This is a genomic window from Streptomyces sp. NPDC018947 (genome assembly GCF_044390505.1).
Taxonomy (GTDB): Bacteria; Actinomycetota; Actinomycetes; order Streptomycetales; family Streptomycetaceae; genus Streptomyces.
The window spans coordinates 376,283-398,651 of record NZ_JBIRZD010000002.1 but is presented as its reverse complement, the minus strand read 5'-3'; the positions used below and the strand labels follow the sequence as shown (position 1 = coordinate 398,651).

17 protein-coding genes and 1 pseudogene are annotated in these 22,369 nt (G+C 73.3%); 10 read left to right on the top strand and 8 right to left on the bottom strand.

Annotation, left to right across the window (positions count from 1 at the left end; translation table 11 throughout):
- The first annotated feature begins 118 nt into the window (after positions 1-118).
- A complete protein-coding gene (locus tag ACH499_RS06410) occupies positions 119-1,597 on the top strand; it encodes a phospholipase A2 (RefSeq protein ID WP_356204871.1) in 1,479 nt (492 codons plus the stop codon).
- Positions 1,598-1,674: 77 nt separating this feature from the next.
- Here the strand turns inward: ACH499_RS06410 and ACH499_RS06405 are convergent, their stop codons facing one another.
- Positions 1,675-3,384 carry a hypothetical protein gene (locus tag ACH499_RS06405; protein WP_399014093.1) on the bottom strand — a complete coding sequence of 570 codons (1,710 nt, stop codon included), beginning with the start codon at positions 3,382-3,384 and terminating at the stop codon, positions 1,675-1,677.
- A gap of 204 nt (positions 3,385-3,588) precedes the next feature.
- Positions 3,589-4,149 carry a TetR family transcriptional regulator gene (locus tag ACH499_RS06400; protein WP_356204867.1) on the bottom strand — a complete coding sequence of 187 codons (561 nt, stop codon included), beginning with the start codon at positions 4,147-4,149 and terminating at the stop codon, positions 3,589-3,591.
- A 154-nt stretch (positions 4,150-4,303) separates the two neighbouring features.
- On the opposite strand from ACH499_RS06400, the gene ACH499_RS06395 reads away from it, so the two are divergent.
- Entirely contained in the window at positions 4,304-5,911 is a 1,608-nt protein-coding gene (locus ACH499_RS06395; RefSeq protein WP_399014092.1) for a carboxylesterase/lipase family protein, read from the top strand.
- A 5-nt stretch (positions 5,912-5,916) separates the two neighbouring features.
- Positions 5,917-6,897, top strand: a pseudogene (locus ACH499_RS06390) (BtrH N-terminal domain-containing protein); the annotation flags it as partial.
- A gap of 27 nt (positions 6,898-6,924) precedes the next feature.
- Here ACH499_RS06390 and ACH499_RS06385 read toward each other — a convergent pair.
- The gene (locus ACH499_RS06385) at positions 6,925-8,121 is read right to left on the bottom strand and encodes a cytochrome P450 (protein WP_356204863.1); all 1,197 of its coding nucleotides are present in this window, start codon (positions 8,119-8,121) and stop codon (positions 6,925-6,927) included.
- Between the two features lie 295 nt (positions 8,122-8,416).
- Here ACH499_RS06385 and gvpJ point away from each other — a divergent pair, with 295 nt between their 5' ends.
- Positions 8,417-8,782, top strand: coding sequence for a gas vesicle protein GvpJ (gvpJ, locus tag ACH499_RS06380; RefSeq protein WP_356204861.1), 366 nt, complete (start codon positions 8,417-8,419; stop codon positions 8,780-8,782).
- A gap of 51 nt (positions 8,783-8,833) precedes the next feature.
- On the opposite strand, the gene ACH499_RS06375 is transcribed toward gvpJ, so the two are convergent.
- Complete coding sequence (locus tag ACH499_RS06375) at positions 8,834-9,412, bottom strand: dihydrofolate reductase family protein (protein WP_399014091.1); 579 nt, start codon at positions 9,410-9,412, stop codon at positions 8,834-8,836.
- A 205-nt stretch (positions 9,413-9,617) separates the two neighbouring features.
- Between ACH499_RS06375 and ACH499_RS06370 the strand changes: the two genes are divergently transcribed.
- On the top strand, positions 9,618-10,151 hold the full coding sequence (locus ACH499_RS06370; protein ID WP_356204857.1) for a hypothetical protein: 534 nt from the start codon (positions 9,618-9,620) through the stop codon (positions 10,149-10,151).
- 162 nt (positions 10,152-10,313) lie between these two features.
- Positions 10,314-12,071, top strand: coding sequence for a SpoIIE family protein phosphatase (locus tag ACH499_RS06365; protein ID WP_399014090.1), 1,758 nt, complete (start codon positions 10,314-10,316; stop codon positions 12,069-12,071).
- A gap of 50 nt (positions 12,072-12,121) precedes the next feature.
- Here the strand turns inward: ACH499_RS06365 and ACH499_RS06360 are convergent, their stop codons facing one another.
- Positions 12,122-12,523, bottom strand: coding sequence for an ATP-binding protein (locus ACH499_RS06360; RefSeq protein ID WP_356204913.1), 402 nt, complete (start codon positions 12,521-12,523; stop codon positions 12,122-12,124).
- A gap of 384 nt (positions 12,524-12,907) precedes the next feature.
- Between ACH499_RS06360 and uppS the strand changes: the two genes are divergently transcribed.
- Positions 12,908-13,603, top strand: a complete 696-nt coding sequence (uppS, locus tag ACH499_RS06355) for a polyprenyl diphosphate synthase (RefSeq protein ID WP_399014321.1) — start codon at positions 12,908-12,910, stop codon at positions 13,601-13,603.
- Positions 13,590-15,080 (top strand): oxygenase MpaB family protein, encoded by a 1,491-nt coding sequence (locus ACH499_RS06350; protein ID WP_399014089.1) that lies wholly within the window; start codon positions 13,590-13,592, stop codon positions 15,078-15,080. Before uppS ends, ACH499_RS06350 begins: the two co-directional genes overlap by 14 nt.
- A gap of 207 nt (positions 15,081-15,287) precedes the next feature.
- Here ACH499_RS06350 and ACH499_RS06345 read toward each other — a convergent pair whose 3' ends face one another.
- The 3 genes from ACH499_RS06345 to ACH499_RS06335 all read right to left on the bottom strand — a co-directional run bounded on the left by ACH499_RS06345 (position 15,288) and on the right by ACH499_RS06335 (position 21,109).
- Positions 15,288-19,052: a S8 family serine peptidase gene (locus ACH499_RS06345; protein WP_399014088.1), complete on the bottom strand. Its 3,765-nt coding sequence runs from the start codon at positions 19,050-19,052 to the stop codon at positions 15,288-15,290.
- 313 nt (positions 19,053-19,365) lie between these two features.
- Complete coding sequence (locus ACH499_RS06340; protein ID WP_399014087.1) at positions 19,366-20,397, bottom strand: LLM class flavin-dependent oxidoreductase; 1,032 nt, start codon at positions 20,395-20,397, stop codon at positions 19,366-19,368.
- 148 nt (positions 20,398-20,545) lie between these two features.
- Positions 20,546-21,109, bottom strand: a complete 564-nt coding sequence (locus ACH499_RS06335) for a TetR/AcrR family transcriptional regulator (protein WP_356204841.1) — start codon at positions 21,107-21,109, stop codon at positions 20,546-20,548.
- Between the two features lie 110 nt (positions 21,110-21,219).
- On the opposite strand from ACH499_RS06335, the gene ACH499_RS06330 reads away from it, so the two are divergent.
- Both ACH499_RS06330 and ACH499_RS06325 read left to right on the top strand, forming a co-directional pair.
- Positions 21,220-21,870 carry an FMN-dependent NADH-azoreductase gene (locus ACH499_RS06330; RefSeq protein ID WP_399014086.1) on the top strand — a complete coding sequence of 217 codons (651 nt, stop codon included), beginning with the start codon at positions 21,220-21,222 and terminating at the stop codon, positions 21,868-21,870.
- Positions 21,867-22,187 carry a multidrug efflux SMR transporter gene (locus tag ACH499_RS06325; protein ID WP_356204837.1) on the top strand — a complete coding sequence of 107 codons (321 nt, stop codon included), beginning with the start codon at positions 21,867-21,869 and terminating at the stop codon, positions 22,185-22,187. Before ACH499_RS06330 ends, ACH499_RS06325 begins: the two co-directional genes overlap by 4 nt.
- Positions 22,188-22,369: the final 182 nt, after the last annotated feature.

The window sequence follows — 22,369 nt, the reverse complement described above, 5'->3', positions numbered from 1 at the left end:
CGTTCAGCGTTGCCTCCACGTCGTCCGATCCGACCGGGAGGTAACGGAAATGGTGTGGTCGTCGAGGGGGCACGCGGAGGATTCCGCCGTCGGTGCCCGCAGGAGGAGCGCCGGGAGAATGCGGGGAGCGCGCATGCTGTGCGTGTCCCTGGTGACGGTGCTGGGAATGGGCGGGCTCGCGTGGGCCGCCGGGGCCCCGGATCCAGAGAGCCGCCCCGGGGCGCCGGCCGCGGACACGGTGTCCCGGGTCAGCGCTTCGGGCTCCGCGGACGGGGTGGCGTCGCTGGCGGCGGTGGGCAGGCAGGTCTACGCCCTGGCGGCAGACGGGTCCGCGGTCTACCGAGCCACCGACCGGGACACGTGGAAGAGGATCGGCGGCGGGGCGGCGGCGCTGTACGGCGGGGGTGCCGGGCTGTTCGCCACGTCTGTGGCCGACGGAAGCGTCCTGCGGTACCAGCCGCCCGCGCCGGGGGAGGCCGACGGCACGTGGACGCCCGTGGGCGGACCCGCGGCCGCGTTCGCCGTCGGTCACGACAAGCTGTACGCCCTGGCCGGCGACAGGTCGTCGGTGAGCGCGTGGGACCCCTCGTCGGGGTGGAGGACGATCGGCGGGCCGGCGCAGGACATCTACGCGGGCGGTGCCGGCCTGTTCGCCACCTCCCCGGCGGGAGACGTCTACCGGTACGACGGCAGCCCGACGACGTCGGTGGGCGACGCGGCGGCGGGCGTCGACTCCGACACGGACCGGTGGACCAGGATCGGCGGCCCGGGGGCCGAGTTCGTCGTGGGCGGCGACCGGCTCTACGCACTGGCGCCCGACCGCTCGTCCGTCAGCGAGTGGACGAAGGAGACGGGCTGGCGCACGATCGGCGGCCCGGCGCAGCACCTCTACGGCGGCCCCGAGGGCCTGGTGACGACCGATCCCGGCAACGGCAACGCCTTCGTACGGACCCGGGCCGGGTCCGCGCCGGCCGAGTGGCGGATGATCGGCGGTCCCGGTGCGGCGTTCCTGAGCCTGGAGAGCGACCCGCAGGGGAACACCACCGTGCTCGGGGTGTCGCCGGACCGGTCGGCCGTCCTCCGCTACACCTCGAAGGACGGCGCCTGGGTCCGGACGGCCGGGACGGTGGAGTCGTCGTCCATCACCCAGCGGCAGGCCGTCGACCTCGTCAGCAGTTTCTTCCAGCCGGGGCAGGAGTCGTTCAACGCCTGGGCGAGGGCGCGGGGCGCGCGCCTCGTGGACAAGCGGCCCGACCCGTACGGACTGCGGTGGGACCACGACGGGTGCAGCAAGAGCCCGGACCAGCCGGCCGGCTTCGACTTCACGGGAGCGTGCATCCGTCACGACTTCGGGTACCGCAACTACCGTGACCTGCTGGGCGAGGACGGCTTCCGCAACGGGGTCGCGGGGTTGACCGGGATCGGCCCCGAAAGCCCCAAGGCGCGGGTGGACGCCGTCTTCCTCCAGGATCTGCGCAAGGAGTGCAACCGTCCGATCGGCTCCGGCGTGCACGTCCAGGCCCGGCCGCGGCCGATGGTGGCAGTCTGCGAGCAGTTCGCGGAGCGGTATCACGCGAGCGTCGTCACCCTGGGCTGAGGCCGGGCGTCCGCCCCGAGGGGGTGCGCCGGAGATCAGTGATCTCCGGCGCACCCCCTCCGCCGTGCCCGGCCGTGTCACCCGGCGGTGATCACTCCGGCGTCGGCGCCCAGCGGCTTCCACGTGGTGCCGCCGGTCCAGCGTTCCACCGCGGAGGTCCCCTTGGCGATGCGGTAGACCGAGCGGTCGTCGACGGCGTGGGCGGTACCGGCCTCGCCGATCCGGATCCACGTGCCCGGCGAGCCGCCGTACTTGAAAAGCTGCCTGCCCGCGGGGTCGGTGGCGAAGAGGCCGGCGCCACCGGCGTAGATGTGTCCGGCCGGGCCGCCGACGCGGTGCCGGCCGCGGCCTTCGGCGTCCGCCATCCAGATCTCGCCGCGGTCCGGAGCAAGGGCCGCGACGTAGTCGTCGCCGACGGCGAACTCCGCGCCGGGGCTGCCCGCACGCCGCCAGCCGGCGTGTGCACCCGCGTAGCGGAACAGGTCACCGCCGTCCGGGCCGGTGGCGTACAGACCCGCCGCGCCGGCGTACAGCTCGTCCGCGGGGCCGCCCACCGGTTCCCACTCCCCGCCCGTACCGGTCCAGCGCATGACCGCGTGCTTGCTCGGGGTGAGCGCGTACAGAGAACGGCCCTGGACGACGAACCGGGCGCCGGGCGAGCCGATCCACTGCCACGACTGGCTGGCGGCGTGGTAGGCGTAGATGTCCCTGGTGTGCGGGTTGGTGGCGAACACACCCGCGGCTCCGGCGTAGACGTGGTCCGCGATGCCGCCGACCTGCGTCCAGCCCTGCGTGTGGGTCCACTTCAGGACCTCGGTGCGGTCGGGGCTGACCGCGTAGGCCGTACCGGGGACCTCGCTCACGGCGGCAGGGGCTCTCCCCGGCGAGGACGCCGTGGCGGAGGGCTGCCGCGTCGTGGGCCGCGGGGAGAGCGCGCCGCCGCCCGGCTCACCCGGGGAAGCGGTCGGCGGCGGGCCGTGGTCGTCGCCGGGTACGGCGGACGTGGACGGCGGGTTCAGGGACATCTCCGGTCCGCCGCGCCGGCCCGCGGTGTCGTTCTGCGTGCCGGCGATGTACATGCCGCCCGCCGTCGCGGTGGCGACGAGCACCAGCAGCGCCGCGGCGGCGAAGGTCACCCGCGCCGGGCGACGGCTGGACGGGGTTGCGTGCGGGGAGCCCGGTTCCGCCGACGGCGGGCCGTCCGTCGGCGGGGGGTGCTCCGACGCGGTCACCCGGGTCGGCCGCACCGGGGCGGAGCCCTTCCGGGCGGATGCGTCGGGCGGTCCTGGCAGCGGTGCCGCCCGCGCCGCGTCGGAGGGGCCGGCGGCGACCGGTGACGAAGAACCGTGCGAGCCAAGCCCGTCCGGCCCGGCCGACGGCACGCCCGCCGGGGAGGCATCCGGCTCCTGTGTCGGCCCCTTTGCGACGGCGCCTTCCCCGCCGGTCCGCCGCCCCTCGGCCGATGGGCCCGCCCCGACACCTGCGGGCCCGCCCGGCGTCTCGGCCCGCAGGGCCGCCTCGTACAGCTCCCGGGCCCTGGCCAGCATCACCTGCCGGCCGCGGGCGTCGCGGTAGCGGTCCTTGACCACCGCGTTGAGCCGGCTCAACGGGATGATCCGCGCGCCGGAGCGGTACTCGCCCCACAACGTCTTGCCGACGCCTTCGTACCGCTGCGCCAGTTCCCGCACCCCCACGCCCTCGGTCAGTTCCCGGAGGAACCCCGCCAGCGCGTTGGCCTCTGCCGTCGCCCCTCTCGGATCACCCTGGGGTCGCCCCGCTCTGCCCACACTCTCCCCCTTGCGTGTCCGCGGACAACCCCCGTCGTCCGACTCCCGCTCAAGACCGAGCTGCGGCGTTCTTCGTCCCGCCCTACCTGCCAACTCCCGTGCGTGACACCGTTGTTCCCGCCGCCCCGGACCACGATTCCCGTTGTCCGGACCCCGCACTCCCAGCCGATGCCCGTGAGTTCGCGTCGCGGCGGGTCCGAAGCCTCACGCCTCCTCGGGCAGGTGGGCGGCGAGTGCCCGCAGGCCCTCGAGCACCTCCTCGGCGGTGGGCGCGGACTCCGGGTCGGTGAGGTGCTGCATCATCAGGCCGCTGACGAGGGCCAGTTGTACCGAGCCGATGCTGCGGATCGTCTCCTCGGAGAGCTCGGCCTCGGCGGTGCCGGTGACCTCCCGCGCCATGCCGCTGCGTCCCTGCCGCAGCCCGGCGGCCATCTGCTCACGCAGCTCCGGATCCCGCTGCGCGCGCAGAACGGTCTCCAGATTGGCGATCCAGAAGGTCCTGTCGGCCGAGAACGCCTCGATCAGACGGCGCCACAGCCCGGCGAGGTCGGTGTCGTCCGCCGACGGGCCGAAGGCCCGGCCCCCCGAGTCGAGCGCCTCGAAGAGTGCCTGGTTGAGCAGCGCTTCCTTCGAGCCGAAGTGATAGCCGATCGCCGCCATGCTGACGCCCGCCGCGGAGGCGAGGTCGCGGACCGTCGTGCGCTCGTAGCCCTTGGCGAAGAGGCACTGTCTGGCGGCCTCCAGCAGCTTCTCCCGGTTTCCCATGGCGCAGACCCTAACAACGACCTGTGCGTGTGCGCCAGACGAACGCCTTAGACGAACGCCTCATGCGAACGCATTGGGCAAACGTCTTGCGCATCTGCCCAAATCCTGGCTACCGTTCCGGGCTCCCAGGACCACGCCGAGACCAGGAGCCCGGATGAGCACCAGGAAATCCCGACTCACAGCCCTAGCCGCCCTCACCGTCTGCGCGGCATTCGCCGCCGCCGCGATCACGGCCGTCCCCGCCTCCTCCCGCCCCGGCGCACCGGCCGACCCCGCTCGGGTGACGACCGCCGAGGGCCCCGTGCGGGGCACGGTCGCCGGTGGGGTGCGCACGTTCCAGGGCATCCCCTACGCGGCCGAGCCGACCGGGGAGCGCAGGTGGAAGGAGCCGCAGCCGGTGCGCCCGTGGTCGTCGACGCTGAACGCCGGCGCGCCGAAGGGAGCCTGCGCACAGCCGACCGACCAGCCCGTCTCGATCGAGGGCGGCGGCGGGGAGGACTGCCTCTACCTCAACGTCACGACTCCGGCCGGGCGGCCGACGGGACGGCTGCCGGTCATCGTCTGGATCCACGGCGGCAGCTTCACCTACGGCGACGGCGCCACCTACCGCGCGGCCCGGCTCGCCGCCGCGGGGCAGGGCGCGACGGTCGTGACGATCAACTACCGGCTCGGCGCCTTCGGTTTCCTCACCGTCCCCGGCCTGCGCGCCCCGGCGAACCTCGGCCTCCTCGACCAGCAGGCCGCGCTGAGATGGGTCGAGCGCAACGCCGCAGCCTTCGGCGGCGACCCGGACAACGTCACGCTCATGGGGCAGTCGGGCGGCGGCTACAGCGTCTGCGCGCAGATGGTCTCGCCCGGTGCCCGCGGGCTCTTCGACAAGGCGATCGTGCAGAGCGCGGGCTGCGTCGGACCGGACGGCTCGTTCACCCGTGAGCGGGCGGAGGAGGGCGGGCGCGCCGTCGCCGCGGCCGCGCACTGCGAGGATCCGCGCACCGTCGACTCCTGCCTGCGGGGCAGGTCCACGGCCGAGCTCATCGCGGCGTCCGCGTCCGGGCACGACGGCTACCGGCCCGTGGTGGACGGCACGGTGCTGCCCGAGGCCCCGTCACGCGCGATCGCCGCCGGGAGGTTCGCCCGGGTGCCGGTGCTGCACGGTTCCACGCACGACGAGATGAGCGGCCTGGCAGGGCTCGAGGAGACGTCGACCGGGCGGCCGCTGACCGCCGAGGGCTACGCCGAGAAGGTCACCGAGCGGTTCGGGAAGGACGCCTCCGCGGTCCTGGACGAGTATCCGGCCGCGCGCCACCCGGCGCCCGGAGCGGCTCTGTCGGCCGTGCTGACCGACTCCGAGTGGTCGGCCGCGGCACTAGACACCCAGCGGGCGCTGGCCCGCCACACCCCCGTCCACGCGTACGACTTCGCCGAGACCGAGGCCCCCGGTTTCACGAACGTGCCGCGGCCGGCGAGCTTCTCGCTCGGCACCGGCCACATGACCGACCTGGCCTACCTCTTCGACAACGACCTCTTCGAACCGCTCGACGCCCGGCAGACCTCCCTGGCGGACACCGTGCTCGCCTACTGGAGCCGGTTCGCGGCCACCGGGCGGACGAACGGACCGGACGTGCCCTCGTGGAAGCGGTTCACGGACCGCGACCCCTACGTGCAGAGGCTCGCGTCCGGCCGCATCGGCCGCACCGACTTCGCGGCCGACCACCACTACGCCTTCTGGAAGACGCTCACGCCGGGCCACGGTGGAGAATGAGCGGCATGGCCATGGTGAAGGGCGTCGATGCCCGCGGTATGCGGCACTGTGAGACGACGGCGCTGGGCGTGCTGCTGAGGCATGAGGGAATCGACATGTCCGAACCCATGCTGTTCGGTCTCGGCTCCGGACTGTCCTTCGTCCACTGGGACAGCAAGGCCATGGGCTTTCCCTTCCTCGGAGGCCGGGTCAAACCGTTCGAGCTCACCAGGAACCTGGCCACCGCGCTCGGACTCGAGCTCCTGGTCGAGGAGACGACCTCCCCGCGCAAGGCGTGGCAGAACGTGGCGGCGCACATCGACGCCGGCCGGCCGGTCGGCCTTCAGCTCGACAGCCACCACCTCGACTACTTCCGCACCAAGGTGCATTTCGGCGGGCACGTCGTGGCCATGTACGGCTACGACGATCAGGAGGCCTACCTGGTGGACACCGACGCGCAGGGCGGAGCCGTGTCGACCGGCCTCGCCGCCCTGGCCAGGGCGAGAGCCGAGCGCGGCCCCATGACCGCCCGGCACCGCTCGTTCACCGTCGCGGCGCCCGGCGGCCCGATGCCACCGGAGGACCGGATCGTCCCCGCGATCAAGGCCTGTGCCGAGGCCTTCCTTAACCCGCCCATCGCGAACCTGGGGTACCGGGGCATCGAGAAGACCGCCAAGCACGTGCCGAAATGGCTGGAGCGCGGCGAGAATCCGCGGGAGCACCTGTCGCGGGCCGCCGTCCTCATGGAGAGGGCCGGCACCGGCGGCGCCCTGTTCCGCAACCTGTACCGGGACTTCCTCGCCGAGTGTGCCCAACTGATCGACAGCAGTCACCTGCGCACCGGCCACAGCCTGTACGCCGAGGCCGCCACCCTCTGGTCACAGGTGGCCGCTCTCATCGCGGCAGCGGGCGCATCCGGCGACGCGGAGAACCTCGTGCGGGCCGGCTCCGTCCTCCGTGATCTCTCGCGGATCGAGCGCGAAGCGATGCGGGCACTCAGCATGCTCCAGGAGCACGTCCGGCGGAGCGTTCGTCTAGGAGGTGAACCGGACGGGCAGCCTCTGCGGACCGCGGATCATCAGGCCCGGGCGCCAGGCGATGGCAGCCGGGTGGATGTCCAGGGCCAGGTTCTCGCAGCGCTCCAGCAGGGTTCTGAAGGCGATGCGCGCCTCCAGGCGGGCCAGCGGTGCCCCGAGGCAGTAGTGAATGCCGTGGCCGAACGCCACGTGGCCTCGGGCGTCACGGGTGATGTCGAAGCGATCGGGGTCGGGGAAGCGCGCCGGGTCGCGGTCGGCGTCGGCCAGGGCCACGAGGACGAGTTCGCCTCCCCCGGGGATCACCGTGTCGCCGATGGTCAGCGGCTCGGTGGTGAACCGGTACGTGGGGGTCTCCACGGGCCCGTCGTAGCGGAGCACCTCCTCGACCGCGGAGTCGACCAGGGTGGGATCGGCACGCAGCGCGGCCAGTTGCCCGGGGTGGGTGAGCAGGGCGAGGACGCCGTTGGAGATGAGGTTCACGGTCGTCTCGTGACCCGCCACGAGCAGCAGCCAGGCCATCCCCCGGAGTTCGTCCGGGGACAGCCGGTCGCCGTCGCCGTCGGCGCTGTGGATCAGGGCGCTCATGAGGTCGTCGCCCGGCCGCTGCCGCTTGTCCGCGAGCAGTTCCTCCAGGTACCGGGCCATGGAGGCCGCGGCCGCCGTGCGGACCTCGGGATCGGTGGCGCCGAGGGCGTCGCCGGACCACGCCCGGAAGGAGTCGCGGTCGAGGTCCGGAACACCGAGGAGCTCGCAGATGACCGAGATGGGCAGCGGGAAGGACAGGGCCTCGACGAGGTCGGCGCGTCCGTCGGCGGACGCGAGCATCCGGTCCAGGAGCGCGTCGGTGATCTTCTGTACGCGCGGGGCAAGCGCCTCGACCCGGCGCGGGGTGAACTCCCGCGCGACCAGCCGGCGCAGCCGGGTGTGGTCCGGCGGGTCGGACCTGAGCATGTGAGGCCCGGAGGAGACGGCGCCGAGCGGGAGCGAGGGCGACGCCTTGCTCCAGTCCTTCGTGAGCGTCGGTTCCGTGAGCGCGGCACGCCCCGCCCGGTGACCGACGACCAGCCAGGCCTCCGCGTTCCCCTCCGGCATCCGGATGCGGTGCACGGGCCCCCGCGCCCGTAAGCGGGCGTACACGGGGTACGGGTCGCGCGTGAAGGAGTCACCGAGTGCGGCCAGGTCGACGATGCTCATGGGCTACCACCTCTACGACGGCTCACGGAACACGACGGTGCCCGACGGGACTGCTCCCGGCCCCCGGAAAGGGCCACCGCCCCGTCGGCGGAAGACCACTGCCCGCCGACTGTAACGCCTGCCGTCCCGGGACAAACCCGGTTTTCCGGGAACGAGGACCCCGAGCGGCCGCGCCCCCGGCGTCCTGGTGCCCGGGCCCGTTTGGCCGAACGGTCAGTGGACATCCGCATCAGGGAAGCTGCTCGCCGGGCAGCCGGAAACGGTCCACACCATCTTGGGGAAGGGACTGGTCGCGGTGACCGCAGTGGCACGGCAGGGCGGAGGCGGAGGGTCCAGCGGTCTCTACGACGTGCTGGAACTGATCCTCGACCGGGGCCTGGTGATCGACGCCTTCGTACGGGTCTCCCTCGTCGGGATCGAGATACTCAAGATCGACGTACGCATCGTGGTGGCCAGCGTCGACACGTATCTGCGTTTCGCCGAGGCCTGCAACCGTCTCGACCTGGAGGCCGGTCCTCGCAAGCCGGCCGGCCTGGCCGAACTGCCGGGACGCGTCAAGGAGTCGGGGGCCCAGGGAGCGACCAAGGGCCTGTTGTCCGGAGCTGCCGAGACCCTCTCCGACGCCTTCCAGCAGGCGCGGAGGGAGCGGCACGGGGGGTAGCGACCGGCCGGCCGAAGCCGACGGCTCCGGCCGGGCCCTCGCCGGCCGCTGTCAGGTGTCGGCCCCGGGCGGCCCGTCGAGGACGGTGGGCACGTACTCCATCAGTTGGAGCCGGCCGTCGAAGGTGCGGCTCTCGACCAGGTCGAGAGCGACGTCCGGATACTCGTCGAAGATCCGCTCCCTGCCGGTGGCGCCCGTGATGACCGGGAAGACGACCACCCGGAAACGGTCGACCAGACCGGCGGTGAGCAGCGACCGGCAGAGAGTGAGGCTGCCGAGGGTGCGCAGGGGGTCCGTGCCCCGCCCCTTCATGTCGCGGACGGCCCGTACGGCGTCCTCCCGCACCAGTTCGGTGTTGCCCCAGGACAGCGGCGCCTCCAGAGTCGACGAGAACACCACCTTGGGCATCGCCGTCAGTCCGGCGAAGCCGGGATCGTCGGGCATCTCCTCGGCGAACCGGGACATCAGCCGGTACGTCGTGGCGCCCATGAGGCTGGTGTGCCGCTTCTCGGCCTCGGTGCCGAGCCAGGCGAGATACTCGGGCCCTTCCAGGCCCCAGAGCCCGGGCCAGCCGTCCGCGGCCGCGTACCCGTCGAGCGAGATGATGAAGTCCACCATGAGGCCGGCCATGGGAACGGTCCCTTCTCCGTTGGGCGTGCGTACCCGTTATGACCGGTCCCGGGCCCGAAAGTCGTCGCGGCGCTCCGTCGAGACCCACGGGGACGGCACGACCGGGGGTGCCGGTGGGCGTCCAGGCCCGCGTGGCGCCGCGTCCCGTGACGAGGCGCGGGTGAGCATAGGGGGACCCAGTCCCCCTCCGCACCGAGGCGATGCGATGCCTGACGCCAACCCCGTCCACCCCGAGGTCACCGCACCGTGGGGAAGCCTGCGGTCCCCGTCGGCGGAGCGCCGGATGTTCCGAGGGATCTACGGTCTGGTGCTGGCCAGCGCCATGACGGCCGCCCTGGACGTCCCGGGCAATGAGGCCAATCCCGGTCAGGACGCGCTGTGGGTGCTGCTCACCGCGCTTGCGGCCGGTGCCGCCCACGGGTACGCGCACGTCATCGCCCGGCGCGCGTCCGCCGAGGGAGCGGCCGGGCACAGCAGACTGCGGGCCGTGCTCGACGAATGGCCGCTGGTCGTCGCCGTGCTGCCCACGGTGCTGCTCCTGCTCGGCGCGGTGCCGAAGTGGTGGACGGAGAACACGGCGGTGGACGTGGCCCTGCTGCTCAACACCGTCGCCCTGTTCGGCCTCGGCGTCTCGGCGGCCCGCAGCGCGGGGCTCGGCTGGCCGGCCTCCTGCCGCGCCGGGTTCGCGGACATGCTGATCGGGCTCCTCGTCATCGCCGCGGACGCACTGATCAAGTAGCGCGGCCGGGATTCCGTTAGGATCGCCGCCGCACCGGCCGCCGACGGGGGATGTGAGGATCCCCGCCGCGACGGGGCATAGAGATGAGCAGACCAGCAGGCACCCCGGAACAACCACGAGCAGCGCCGGGACCGAGGCGTACGGTCACGAGGAGGCCGGGACATGGCAGGCGCGAAGGACACGGGGACCGGTCACGAGCAGAACGGGCCGGCGCCCGGCCGACAGGTCGCCGAGGCACTGGAACTCATCGGGGCCGGGGCGTACCTGGTCGACGAGCAGGGCCACATCCTCGCCGTCAACAGCAGCGCCGCGGAGCTGCTGGGCCGCCGGGCCGAGGACATGGCCGGTCAGGACGCCCACGAGCTGCTGCACCGGGGGCCCCAGGGCCAGCAGATGCCGGCCACCCGGTGCGGCATGCGGCAGGCGTTCCACGCCAGGCACCCGGCACACGCCGAAGAGGACTACTTCGCCCGCGCCGACGGCTCCGTGCTGCCCATCTCCTGGTTCATCACCCCGTACGCCGGGACCGGCCGCGAGGCGCACACGCTCGTCATCTTCCATCCGCGGGAGCAGGCGCCCTGTGCCGAGCCGGCGCCGGAGCGGTCCGCGGAGCCCATGAGCGAACTCGAACGACTGGCCCTGCTGGCCGAGACCACCACGCAGGTGACCTCCACCCTCAACGTCGACGAGACGCTGCGCCGGCTGGTGGCGCTGGTCCTGCCCCGGCTCGCGGACTGGGCCGTCATCGACCTGATCACCGAACACGAAGAGGTGTGGCGGACCTCCGTCGTCCACGTCGACGGGGGCCGTCTGGTGCACCGTGAGGACCTCGAAGGGCCGATGCCGCCCGTGCCCGAGGAATCACCGATGCCCCTGTCCCGGGCCCTGCGCGGCGTCGCCTCCGCCCTGGTCGCCCCCGACACCTATCAGCGCACCCCGGACTCCGGCATCGCCGTCGAGCAGCGCCACCTGTTCGAGGTCACCGGCATCCGCTCCGCCGTCATCGTCCCCCTGCGCGGCACCCGGGAGGTGCTGGGCGCCCTCACCCTGGGCCGGGCCGACAAGCCGGGTGAGTTCTCCGCCTCCGACCTGCCGCTCATCGAGGACATCGCCCGCCGTGCCAGCCTCGCGCTGGACAACGCGCGCCTCTACCAGCGTCAGCGCGCGGTCGCCGAGACCATGCAGAACCACCTGCTGCCGCAGATGCCGCGCGTGCCCGGGCTGCAGATGGCCGTCCGCTACCTGCCCGCCCCCGACGCGTCCCAGGTCGGCGGGGACTGGTACGACGCCTTCACCCTGTCGGACGGCGCGACCGCGCTGGCCGTCGGGGACGTCGTCGGCCACGACCTGGAGGCCGCGGCCGGAATGGCCCAGTTGCGCAACATGCTCCGCGCGTACGCCTGGTCGCAGCAGGCGCCCCCCAGCCGCATCGTGGAGCGCCTCGACGAGGCGATCATGCCGATCACCGACGTCTCCATGGCCACGCTCGTGTTCGCCCGCGTCATCAAGACGGACGACGGGTCCTGGGAGCTGTCCTGGACCAACGCGGGGCATCCGCCGCCCCTGCTCGTCACGCGTGACGGCCTGACCGACTACCTCACCGACGGGCACAGCCTCCTGCTCGGCACCGGCCTCAGCACGTCCCGTCCCGACGCGACACTCCCGCTCCCGCCGGGCAGCACCCTCCTGCTGTACACCGACGGCCTCATCGAAGCGCCCGGCCGCACCCTCGACGAGGGCATGCAGCGGCTGCGCCAGCACGCCGCGGCTCTCGCGCACCGGCCCCTGCCGTCCCTCGCCGACCAGCTCCTGCGCCGTGTGCAGCCGCCGGGCCTGGACGACGTCGCCCTCCTCGCGCTGCGCACACCGGCGCGAACGGGCGGCGGCACGGACCGCGCCGTCACCGCTCCGGAGACCTGATCGGGCGGGCGGGTGCCTCGGGGCCTCACCGCCCGGCCGGTCGCGCCGTCCTAGGCGGGTGAGAGAGGGCTGTGCCCCGCGGTGCCGTCCTGGTCCTCGGTGAACGGCCGGAAACAGGCGATGACGGTCTTGCCGTAGGGGCAGGGCCGGGCCTCCCAGCTGTCGGCGAGGGCGTCGACGAGGAGCATGCCCCGCCCGCCGACGCGCTCCGTGTCGGGCGAGCGGGGCGCCGGCAGGTCGGAGGAGGAGTCGTGGACGGCGACGTGCAGGCAACGCGTGTCCCACGTCATCACCAGTTGGGCGTTGCTGCGGGCATGGACGTGGGCGTTGGTCACCAGCTCCGAGACGGTCAGCAGCACGGCGTCCGCCGTCTCCGGGGCGCCCGTGGTCCAGCCGAGCGCGTCCAGGCGCTCGCGTGCCCAGTCCCGGGCCGCCTTCACGTTGCTGCTCATCGGCAGGGACCGCGCCCAGCCCACCGCCCGTACCGATGATCCGTCCACTGTGGTGATCCTTACCTGCTCGGCCGCACTCCGTCGAGGCGCCGTCTACCCGCTGGCACGGAGATGACGCACGTGAGGGACCGAAGTCCGGCCAAGTGCGGCGCACGGCCGGGGGATTCGGGCGTATGAGCCAAGGGTGACGGTCTCCCGATCGGGCCCCCCGCGACTCCTTGACGCTGTCAGAATCCGGCAGACATGCGCCGGTGGGAGCGGGACGGGGCGGGCGGGGGGTGACGCGGGGTGGATGTGACCGAGCGCGGTACGCGGGGCCGTGTCGTCCCGGGCGGGCCACGGCGGGTCGACGCGGTGGCGGTACCCCGGCACGTGGCCTGCGTGATGGACGGCAACGGCCGCTGGGCGCAACGGCGGTCACTGCCGCGCACGGCAGGGCACCGGGCCGCCGAGACGGCCGTCATCGACGTCATCGAGGCGGCCCGGTCCGCCGGTGTCGAGTGGCTGAGCCTGTATGCCTTCTCCACCGAGAACTGGGGCCGCCCCGGCGCCGAGGTGGACTACTTGATGCGGCTGGTCCGCAGGGTCGTGCGCAAGCACGCGCCGCTGCTGCTCGCCCGCGGCATCCGGTGCCGCTTCCTCGGCGCGTCCGACTCGCGCATCCCCAGCGGGCTGGCCGCGGACTTCGCCGACCTGACGACACTGACCCACGGCAACCGGGCGATGACACTGACCGTGGCCTTCGACCACGGCGGGCGCCGGGACATCGTCGAGGCCGCCCGGTCACTGATCCGCGCAGGGGTGCCCGCCGACGAGGTGACCGAAGGGCTCTTCGCCGCGCACCTGCCGTTCCCCGACACCCCCGACGTGGACCTGGTCATCCGCACGTCCGGGGAGCAGCGCATCTCCAACTTCATGCTCTGGAAGGTCGCCTACGCGGAGTGGGCCTTCCCCGACGTGCTCTGGCCGGACTTCCGGGCCTCCCACTTTCTCGACTGCCTGCGTGCCTACCGGCACCGCGACCGCCGCTTCGGCCGCCTGCCGGCCCCGACGAACGGAGACCATGATGAGGACCGGTAGGACCGGCACGGGCGGAGCGTCGGGCACCGCGCGCCCCGAGGACGGACAGCCGCTGTTCGGGGCGGATGCGCAGTTCCGCGCCTTCTTCGACGACCCGCGCTGGGCGCTCGCCATCATCCGGGCGACCGTGCTGGAGGCGGCCCACCCGCAGATCGGCGCGGCCCTCGCCGACAACTCCACCTTCGTCGCCCGTCCCTGGCGCCGGCTGCGCAACACGTTCCTGAGCATGCGGCGCATGTTCAGCGACGACCCCGCGGTGCGCGAGCGGGAGGCCGCCCGCCTCAACCGGCTGCACGCCCGCATGAGCGGCTCCGACTCCCGTGGCCGGGCCTACGACGCGATGGACCGCGCGACGCGTGCCTGGGTGGTCGCCACCCTCTTCGAGAGCGCCGTCACGATGTGCCGGCTGAGCGGTCAGCCCCTCGGCCAGGACACGATGGAGCGCATCTACGCCGAGTACCGGGCCTTCCTCGCCGCGCTCGACGGCGACGCGGGAGAACTCCCCGAAGACCTGCACGACTTCTGGCCGTACTTCGACGGCGTCGTCGAGAACGAACTGGAGAACACCGAGGCGGCCCGCGTCATCCTCTTCCGGCTGTTCGACCACCTGCCCGCTCCGGCGCTGTTCGACGGCGCGCCCGCACTGTGGGCGGCGGGCCGGGCCGTCGTCGGCCCCCTCCTCGGGGCGATCACCGTCGCCTCGCTTCCCGAGCCGTTCCGCAGGCGCGCCGGCCTGCCGGAGACGCCCGGCGCCCAGTCCCTGATGCGGGGCGCCTACCTCGCCGCGGGACTGGCCCGCTTCCTGCCCGACGGCTGGCTCGACGCCGAGAGCGTCATCGAACTCGTCTCCCTCCCGCCCGGGAGCGACGACCCCCGCGCCCGGACGGCGGCCGCCCTGCGCGACCGCGTGAAGCGGGCATCGGCCCTGCTCCGCCTCGTCACCCCGCTGAGCGACGGCCCCGGCCCGGCACCGGGGACCGCGACCGGGCCGGGGGAGGGGCGGCGCCCGGCGGAGGAGTTCTTCCGCCAGGTGCTGGACCAGACCGGTGACGGCCACCTCGACTGGCCGGACCTCGCGGCCATGGCACGCGAACTCTCCACCCGCCTCGACCTGGACGAACCCGAGGAGAACCGGCTCTACGACGCCTTCGCCGCGTGGTGGCGCGAGCTCCAGGCCGACCTCGACACGGACGGCGACGGGCGCGTGTCCCTCGCCGAGTACGCCGCCGCCGTCCCCTCCCTGGCGGGCCCTGCCCTCATCCGCGTCGCCGAGGTCCTCTTCGACGCCACCGACAAGGACGGCAACGGCACCATCGACGCCGACGAGTACCGGGCCCTCTTCCGCACCGCCTTCCACCGTGACCTCGCCGCCACCGGCGGTTCCTACGGGCGGAGCGCCTTCGTGAGCGACTTCCTCTCCTTCATGTCCGCCCGCCGCACGGGCACCCCGTACGACCCTCTTCTCGCGGAGGCCTAGGGGCTCGCGTCCGGGACGGCTGTCCCGGCGGTGCCCGGACCGTGTCCTCCTCGCCGGACTGTGGCACCGTACGGGGTGGGTGCGGCGTGGACTCTCAGTGAACATCCTGTAGTTGGCGCGGCACCGTCCTCTTCACACGGAACCGCCGGGCGGTCCACCTCCAGGAGGTGAGCCGCCCGGCGGACCGGTCGTCGTGCTGCGAGGGCGCTACCGGCGTACGTCGTAGGCGCGGGACACCGTCTGGCGCACGGAGTTGCCGGCGGCGTCCGTGAGTTCGGAGCGGAGCCAGACCTGGCTGCCCGCGGCACCGGCGTGGTCCACCGTGGCCACGGCACTGCCGCCCGTGACGGTGACGTCCGCCTCGGTCCACGTCCTGCCCTCGTCGTAGGAGTAGGACAGCTTCGCGGACTTCAGCTCGCCCGGGGTGTATCCGGCGTGACCGGTGACGCCCAGCCCGATCCGCAGACCGTCCCGCGCCGCCACCGTCTTGAGGCCGTCCTCGGGCAGTTCGTAGCGCGGGAAGAGGATGCCGAGCCCCTGCGAGTACTGACTCTCGTCGAGCCGGGAGCGGAAGCTCCAGACGGTCTGGACCTGCTGCGACCGTCCCCACACCCGCGCGGGCGAGCCGAACTTGGCGGTGTTCTGCTCGAGTTCGTAGGCGGCTTCCTCGGCCGGCACGTCGAACACGCCGAACGGGTAGGCGCTGCGGTCGAGTTCCTCACCGTCCTTGCGCAGGACCAGGTTGCCGACGTCGCCGAACGAACCCGCCTGGGCGTAGTGCGTGCCGTCGCCCCACATCGCCGCCGAGAAGCCGATCAGGTTGCCCTGCCGTTCGGCGGCGAGCAGCGGGGCGCCGTCGGTGTCGCGCGGGGCGGTGGGGGCCACCACACCGTCGTACCAGGACTCGGAACGCTCGCTGCCGGCCCGGTGGGTGCGCCGCCGGTCGACCATGGTCTCGCCCCAGGGGAAGCTGCTGGAGACGAAGTGGTCCCACGCGACGTCGCCCGCCGAGTAGAACTCGGTGCGCCTGCCCGGCACCGCGACGGGTTCGCTGAACCCCGGGAAGGCCGCGGTCCCGTCGGGCGCGTACGCGCCCGTGCTGTCGAAGTAGTCGCCCGCCACGCCCATCGCGTGGTACGTCGAGGTCACCTTGCCGAGCCGGTCGTCGCGCACCCGGTAGGTGCGGTCGGCGCGGAGCGGCGCGTCCTCGGGGAACGACAGGTTGTAGACGTACGGGCTCTTGGCGGTGGCCTTCCAGCGCAGCGTCACCTCGCCGGCGGCGAGCCTGTCGAGCAGCGCGCGGGCCTCGTCCGCCGGTACGGCGAGGGTGGGCAGCACCGCGCCGGTCAGGCCGGCCAGCGGCTGCCAGCGGCCGGGGGCGGTGCGGTGCACCACGAGCGCCGTGGCGCCCGCGGCCTTCGCGCCCGCGGCCAGGGTGCTGACGGACCCGCCGTCCGGCACGTGGACGAGCGCGATCCTGCCCTTGACGTCCGCGGCCGCGAGTTCGTCGGGCGAGCCCCTGCCCGCGTCGACGAGTTCCGCCTGACCGGTGCCGTCGAGGTTGGTGCTGCCCTTGCCGGACGGGACGGGGTGCAGTGCGAGGCCGTCCGTGGTGCTCAGCTCGGAGATGAGGGGCGCGTACTGCCGCCAGTGGCTGCCGAAGGTGAAATCGCCGTCCTGGGCGCGGCCCTCGACCGAGGCGTAGAAGCCGCGGACGGTGCCCTGGGCCGTGACGGTTCCGGAGTGCTGCCACATCTCGTCCCAGGAGCGGGAGAAGGAGAGCGTGGCGGCCCGGGTCTCGGCCGGCCGGTCGGTGGTGACCTTCAGCCGGTGCGCCTTGCGCGCGTCGAGGACCACCGTGGTGTCCTCGGTCAGCTTCAGTTGCGGACGGCCGAGGTAGGTGACCGAGTCGGTCAGGGCCGGGCTCTCGCCCGCGTCCGGTGTGTCGACGAAACTCGACAGGAAGTAGCTGCCGGGACGCAGCCGGTACGTCTGGTCGGTGGCGCCGTCGTTGAAGCGCCGCTCACCGGTGGCGTCGTCGGTGCCGATCACGTCGAGGGACGAGGCGCCGTCGGCGGGCTTGCCCGCGCGGTCGACGAGCTTGACCCGCAGGGAGACGGTCTCCGGCTGGACGTAGAGGGAGAACGGCGTCGAGACCGCCACCCCGTCCGCCTCGGCGACGACCCGGCCGGTGATGTCTCCGTACTGGCTGTCCGCGAGGCGGGCGGTGGGGTCGAGGCGCAGCGGGACCTTCACCGTGGCGCCCGCGGGAACGGTGACCGAGCGGTCGTCGAGCCTGGCCACGGAGGAGCGGACGCGCGAGCCGTCGTTGCCGGTGACTCCTTCGACGCCGAGGGCGAGCCGCACCGCCTTGTCGCCCGTGTTGGTGTAGGGCACGTCGACGGTGGTGCGGTCACCGGCGGTCTGCGGCCAGTCGAAGCTGCCGCCCTGCACCGCCGGGGCGCCGAGGACGGTGACGTCGGTCGCCGCCTTCACGTCGAGCAGGCCGCCGCCGGTCTCGCGCACGTCGCCGGGGATGTCGCTGTCGGCGGAGGACACCAGGGCCGCCTTGAGCTGTCGCGCGGTCCAGTCCGGGTGCCGCTGCCTGAGGACGGCGGCGGCTCCCGCCACGTGCGGGGTGGCCATCGACGTCCCCGACATCGACCGGTACGCGTACACGCCCCGGCCGCCGGCCGCCGCCGCGGAGATGTCCACGCCGGGCGCGGTGATCTCGGGCTTCAGGGTGTGGGTGAAGGGGGCGGGACCGCGGCTGGAGAACCAGGCGGTGGAGTCGTCACGGTCGACGGCGCCGACCGTGAGCACACCGGGAGCGCAGCCCGGCGAGGAGACGGTGCCCAGGGACGGCCCCGAGTTCCCGGCGGCCACGACGAACAGCGCGTTCGACGTCTCGGCGAGCCGCTGCGCCGCGACACTCATCGGGTCGGTGCAGTCGGTGGGTTCCTGGCTGCCGAGACTCATGGAGACGACGTCGGCGTCCTGCTCGACCGCCCACTCCATGCCGGCGATGATCCAGGACGCGGCCCCGGAGCCGAAGTCGTTGAGGACCTTGCCGTTCAGCAGCTCCGCGCCGGGTGCGACGCCCTTCTTCTTCCCGTCGCTCGCGGCGCCGCTGCCGCCCACCGTGGACAGCACATGGGTGCCGTGTCCCTGGCGGTCGCCGGTGGAGTCGGAGTCGGTGAAGTTCTTCTGCGCGGTGATACGGCCCTGGAGGTCCGGGTGCGCGGCGTCCGCACCGGTGTCGAGCACGGCGACCTTGCTGCCCTTGCCGTCGTATCCGGCGGCCCAGGCCTCGGGGGCGTGCACCTGCCGCGTCGACCTGTCGAGCTGCGCCTCGACCTTCCGGTCCAGCCACAGCTTCCGCAGGTTCTTGGAGGAACGGGACTCGGCGCCGGAGACCTCGGCCCAGAAACCGGCCGCCTTCTTCTTGTCGGCCTTCAGGGCGACACCGTCGACGGCGTCGAGGACCGGACCGCGCTGTGCGCCGAACGGAGCGGCGGGGGCGGTGCGGGCCACGTCCACCGACGTGTCGTACACCGCGATCAGCGGCAGCGACCCGGTGCGGGCGTCGTCGTAGCCCTGGCGGATCAGGCCGGTGACGTTGAAGAGCTCCTCGTCGACCCGGCCCGAGGCCAGCGCCTCGACGGCCGCCTCGGGGTAGACGTACAGGTCGTCGCCCGCCTGCCTGGTCTGGAGGACGGGCACCCAGCCGTCCTCGCGGGGCAGCGCCACGGCCGTGCTGCGGCCGGACGGTTCGGTGGTCACCAGGACGCGGTCCCCGGTGACCAGGGTGACGGTCGAGGGCCGCCCCTTCGCGGCGGCGGCCTCGCTTCCCACCAGTGGTCTGTTCTCCGGCTCGGCCGTCCGTGGTTGCGCCACGGACGGCACGGCCGCGGTCGCGGCCAGGGTCACGGCTATGGCCGTGCCCAGGGCACTCCGCACTATCGCGCGCATCGGTCTCCCAAGAATCAAGGTGCCTGCGGTGGCAGCACCCTGACAGAGGGACAGGTGCGGCGGGGGCGATGTGGTGAGGCGGGTTTGCGCCGTGTCCGGTACCCGCCACGGAGGGGACGGCCGCGGTCGCGCGGCGGCGGGCCGTCGCGAAGTGCCGTGCGGCGCCCGCCGGCCGGCGGGAGGGCGACGTCAGTGCGCGGGCCGTCACCGCGTCACCGTCCACCGCCCCGGGCGACGGGGCCGGCCCCCTTCCCGGCCGGCCCGGACACCGCCGGAGGAGACTCGAAGGCACGTCACTTCCGGCCCGGTGCCGTCAGTTCGCCCGCCTCCAGCCCAGCGCCGGGCCGAGCCGGCCGGCGATGTCGGTCAGGATCTGCTCGTAGTCCTCCGGGGCGAAGGTGAACGGCAGGGCGAAGGCCACCTCGTCCACCTCCCGGAACGCCGCGTGCGCGGCCAGGCGCTCCGCGATCTGCTCGGAGGGGCCCACGAGGTCCGGGGCGAAGAGCAGGCGGGCCGGACCCTGCGGGCGCCAGGTACGGGGCAGACGCTGCGCGGCGTACTCCTCGTACCTGGCGCGCTGCGCGGCGTCGGCGGAATCGGTGGGGATCACCACGAGCCCCTGGGAGACCCGCGCGGCCTCCCCGTGGGGGTGCGCCGCGCGGAAGGCCCGGATGTGGGAGAGCTGGATCGCGGCGAAGTCCTCGGCGCCGGCGTTCTCTTCGGGCCCCTCGGCCTTGACCACGCTGCTGGTGAGGAGGTTCATCGCGTTCTCCCCGGCCCAGCGGGCCGAGCGCAGGCTGCCGCCCCCGTACCACATCCGCTGCCGCAGGCCGGGGGAGTGGGGCTGCACGCGGTCGGAGTAGGTCTCGATGCCCTCCGTGCCGCGGAAGTCCGTGACCGGCTCACCGGCGACGTGGTCGAGCAGGCGCCGCACCCGCGCGTAGCCGAACTCCTCGGCGTCGGCGGTGTCCGGGTACAGCGCGCCCCTCACCCGTTCGTAGTGCATCGGCGGTCCGGTGCTCACACCGGGGTTGAGGCGGCCGCCGGACAGGATGTCCACGGTCGCCCAGTCCTCGGCGAGGCGCAGCGGGTTCTCCCATCCGAGCGGCGTGACGGCGGTGCCCAGTTCGATGCGGCCGGTGCGCTGGGTGGCGGCCGCGAGCACCGCCACCGGTGAGGCGATCCCGTACTGGAGGTGGCGGTGACGCACCCAGGCGCTGTCGTAGCCGAGCCGTTCGCCCAGCTCCAGCATGCGCAGCGTGTCCTCGTGCCCGCGGCCCGGATCGTCCTCGTCGAACAGCCCGATCGTGAGGAATCCGAGCCTCTTCAGCGCCCTGTCGCCCATCTCCACCCGACTCCCGCCGACCGGTGCCCGCACGGGCCTGCCGTCCCCTCACACACCGATCATGCTTCCCCGTCCCCGCCGGGCGGGCCCTGGGACACGTCTTTCGCCCGGGTGTTCACGAGAACGAAACACGCCGGGCTTCATCGGCTCATTCCCCGGGCCGGGTGACGACGTCGGCGAGGCCGGTGAGCGCGGCCGTCATCCGGGCCGTGGAAATGCCCTGCCGTCGCTGGTGGGTGAAGACGTCGGGGGCGAGAGGGGCCAGCACGACGTCCGCCATGGCCTCGGGGTCGGCCGCGCCGGCCTGACGCAGGAGCACCAGGACGTGCGCGCGCCAGAAGCCGTAGGCGCCGGTGGCGTACCGTCCGGCGCCGGTCTCGGCGGCGAGGGCCAGATGGGCGTGGCGGTCGAGCAGCTCGATCATGGCGGCGAAGAAGGCGGCCAGCCGCTCGCGGGGCGGGGCCCCGGGGCCGAGGGGCGCTGCGCCCCGGAGCAGTTCGTGCTGGAGGGCCTTCTCGTGCTCGTCCAGCAGCGCGGTGGCGATGGAGGCGACATCCGGGTAGCGCCGGTACAGCGTTCCGCGGCCGACGCCGGCGGCCCGGGCGACGTCCTCCATGGTGACGCCCCGCGGGTCCTTCGCGGCGAACAGCTCGGCCGCGGCGGCGAGCACCTTCTCGCGGTTCCGGGCGGCGTCGGCACGTTCCTTGGTCACGTCACCACTCTAGGGCTTCCACCGGAATAAGTGGACGGCGCGTCCGGTTGACCGGCTTCGAATGCTATAAGTGGACGCAGCGTCCACTTAACCGCCGGGAGGCACCGCTCATGCACACGACCCTGCTCCACCTCGACGCCAGCGCCCGCCGCACCTCCTTCAGCCGCGAACTCGGCGACACCGTCGCCGGCGCCTGGCGGGAGGCCCATCCGGACGGCACCTACCTCCACCGCGACCTCGCGCTCGACCCCGTCCCCTTCATCGGCCAGGCGTGGACGGAGCTGTGCGACCACGTGCTGGAGCACGGGCTCACCGACCCCTACCGCTACCGGGAGGCGGTGCGCACCCCGGAACAGTCCGCGGCCTGGGCCGTGATCGAACCCCTGCTGTCCGAACTCCTCGCCGCGGACGTCGTCCTGATCGCCGCGCCCATGTACAACTTCTCGATACCCGCGTCCCTCAAGGCCTGGATCGACCAGGTGACCTTCCCGAAGATGAACCTGGCCCCGCGGCGCTTCGTCGTGGCCCAGGCCCGCGGCGGCGCGTACGGCCCCGGCACGCCGCGCCACCCGTACGACCACCAGGAGCGCTATCTGCGGGACTTCTTCCTCGGGCACTACGCCGTCGAGGACGTCACCTTCCTCGGTACCGAGCTGGTGAACTCCCTCGTCGACCCGGCCCTGGCCGACCGGCGCGCCCAGCACGACGAGTCCCGGGCCGCCGCCCGGGCCGCCGCCCGCAAGCTCGGGGGCGAGCCGTGAGCTGGCTGCTGCTCCTGGCCGCGGGCGGGGTCGAGGTGGCCTGGTCGCAGAGCATCAAGCCCACCATGGGCTTCACCCGGCCGCTGCCGACCCTGGTCTGCTTCCTTCTCGCCGCACTGGCGGTGTACCTGCTGTCCCTGGCGATGCGGGACCTGCCGGTGGGCACGGCGTACGCGGTGTTCACCGGGATCGGCGCGGCGGGTGCGATCGTGCTGGGCGTCGTCGTCCACAAGGACCCGGTCGGTGTCGGCCGCATCGCCGCCCTGGCCCTCATCATCGCGGGCGTGGCCCTCGCACGGGCGACGTCGGCGGAGTGAGGTCCGTCGCGACACGGGTGTGCCTGCGTGAGCGGCCCCGCCCGACGGGGCCGGACGCCGTCCGGCCCCGGCCGGGACAGGATGCCCGCGGCGGCCGGCACCACGCTCAGGACGTCGATACGGCCGGTCCGGGTGGCGCGCACGTCGCGGAGCGGGACAGGTGCCACGGCCGGGAACGGCAC

Excerpts from the sequence above, each read along its gene's own strand:
- ACH499_RS06410 (WP_356204871.1), top strand. The coding sequence starts at position 119 with ATGCGGGGAGCGCGCATGCTGTGCGTGTCCCTGGTGACGGTGCTGGGA.
- ACH499_RS06400 (WP_356204867.1), bottom strand. The coding sequence starts at position 4,149 with ATGGGAAACCGGGAGAAGCTGCTGGAGGCCGCCAGACAGTGCCTCTTC.
- ACH499_RS06395 (WP_399014092.1), top strand. The coding sequence starts at position 4,304 with ATGAGCACCAGGAAATCCCGACTCACAGCCCTAGCCGCCCTCACCGTC.
- ACH499_RS06385 (WP_356204863.1), bottom strand. The coding sequence starts at position 8,121 with ATGAGCATCGTCGACCTGGCCGCACTCGGTGACTCCTTCACGCGCGAC.
- ACH499_RS06375 (WP_399014091.1), bottom strand. The coding sequence starts at position 9,412 with ATGGCCGGCCTCATGGTGGACTTCATCATCTCGCTCGACGGGTACGCG.
- ACH499_RS06370 (WP_356204857.1), top strand. The coding sequence starts at position 9,618 with ATGCCTGACGCCAACCCCGTCCACCCCGAGGTCACCGCACCGTGGGGA.
- ACH499_RS06365 (WP_399014090.1), top strand. The coding sequence starts at position 10,314 with ATGGCAGGCGCGAAGGACACGGGGACCGGTCACGAGCAGAACGGGCCG.
- ACH499_RS06360 (WP_356204913.1), bottom strand. The coding sequence starts at position 12,523 with ATGAGCAGCAACGTGAAGGCGGCCCGGGACTGGGCACGCGAGCGCCTG.
- uppS (WP_399014321.1), top strand. The coding sequence starts at position 12,908 with ATGGACGGCAACGGCCGCTGGGCGCAACGGCGGTCACTGCCGCGCACG.
- ACH499_RS06350 (WP_399014089.1), top strand. The coding sequence starts at position 13,590 with ATGAGGACCGGTAGGACCGGCACGGGCGGAGCGTCGGGCACCGCGCGC.
- ACH499_RS06345 (WP_399014088.1), bottom strand. The coding sequence starts at position 19,052 with ATGCGCGCGATAGTGCGGAGTGCCCTGGGCACGGCCATAGCCGTGACC.
- ACH499_RS06340 (WP_399014087.1), bottom strand. The coding sequence starts at position 20,397 with ATGGGCGACAGGGCGCTGAAGAGGCTCGGATTCCTCACGATCGGGCTG.
- ACH499_RS06330 (WP_399014086.1), top strand. The coding sequence starts at position 21,220 with ATGCACACGACCCTGCTCCACCTCGACGCCAGCGCCCGCCGCACCTCC.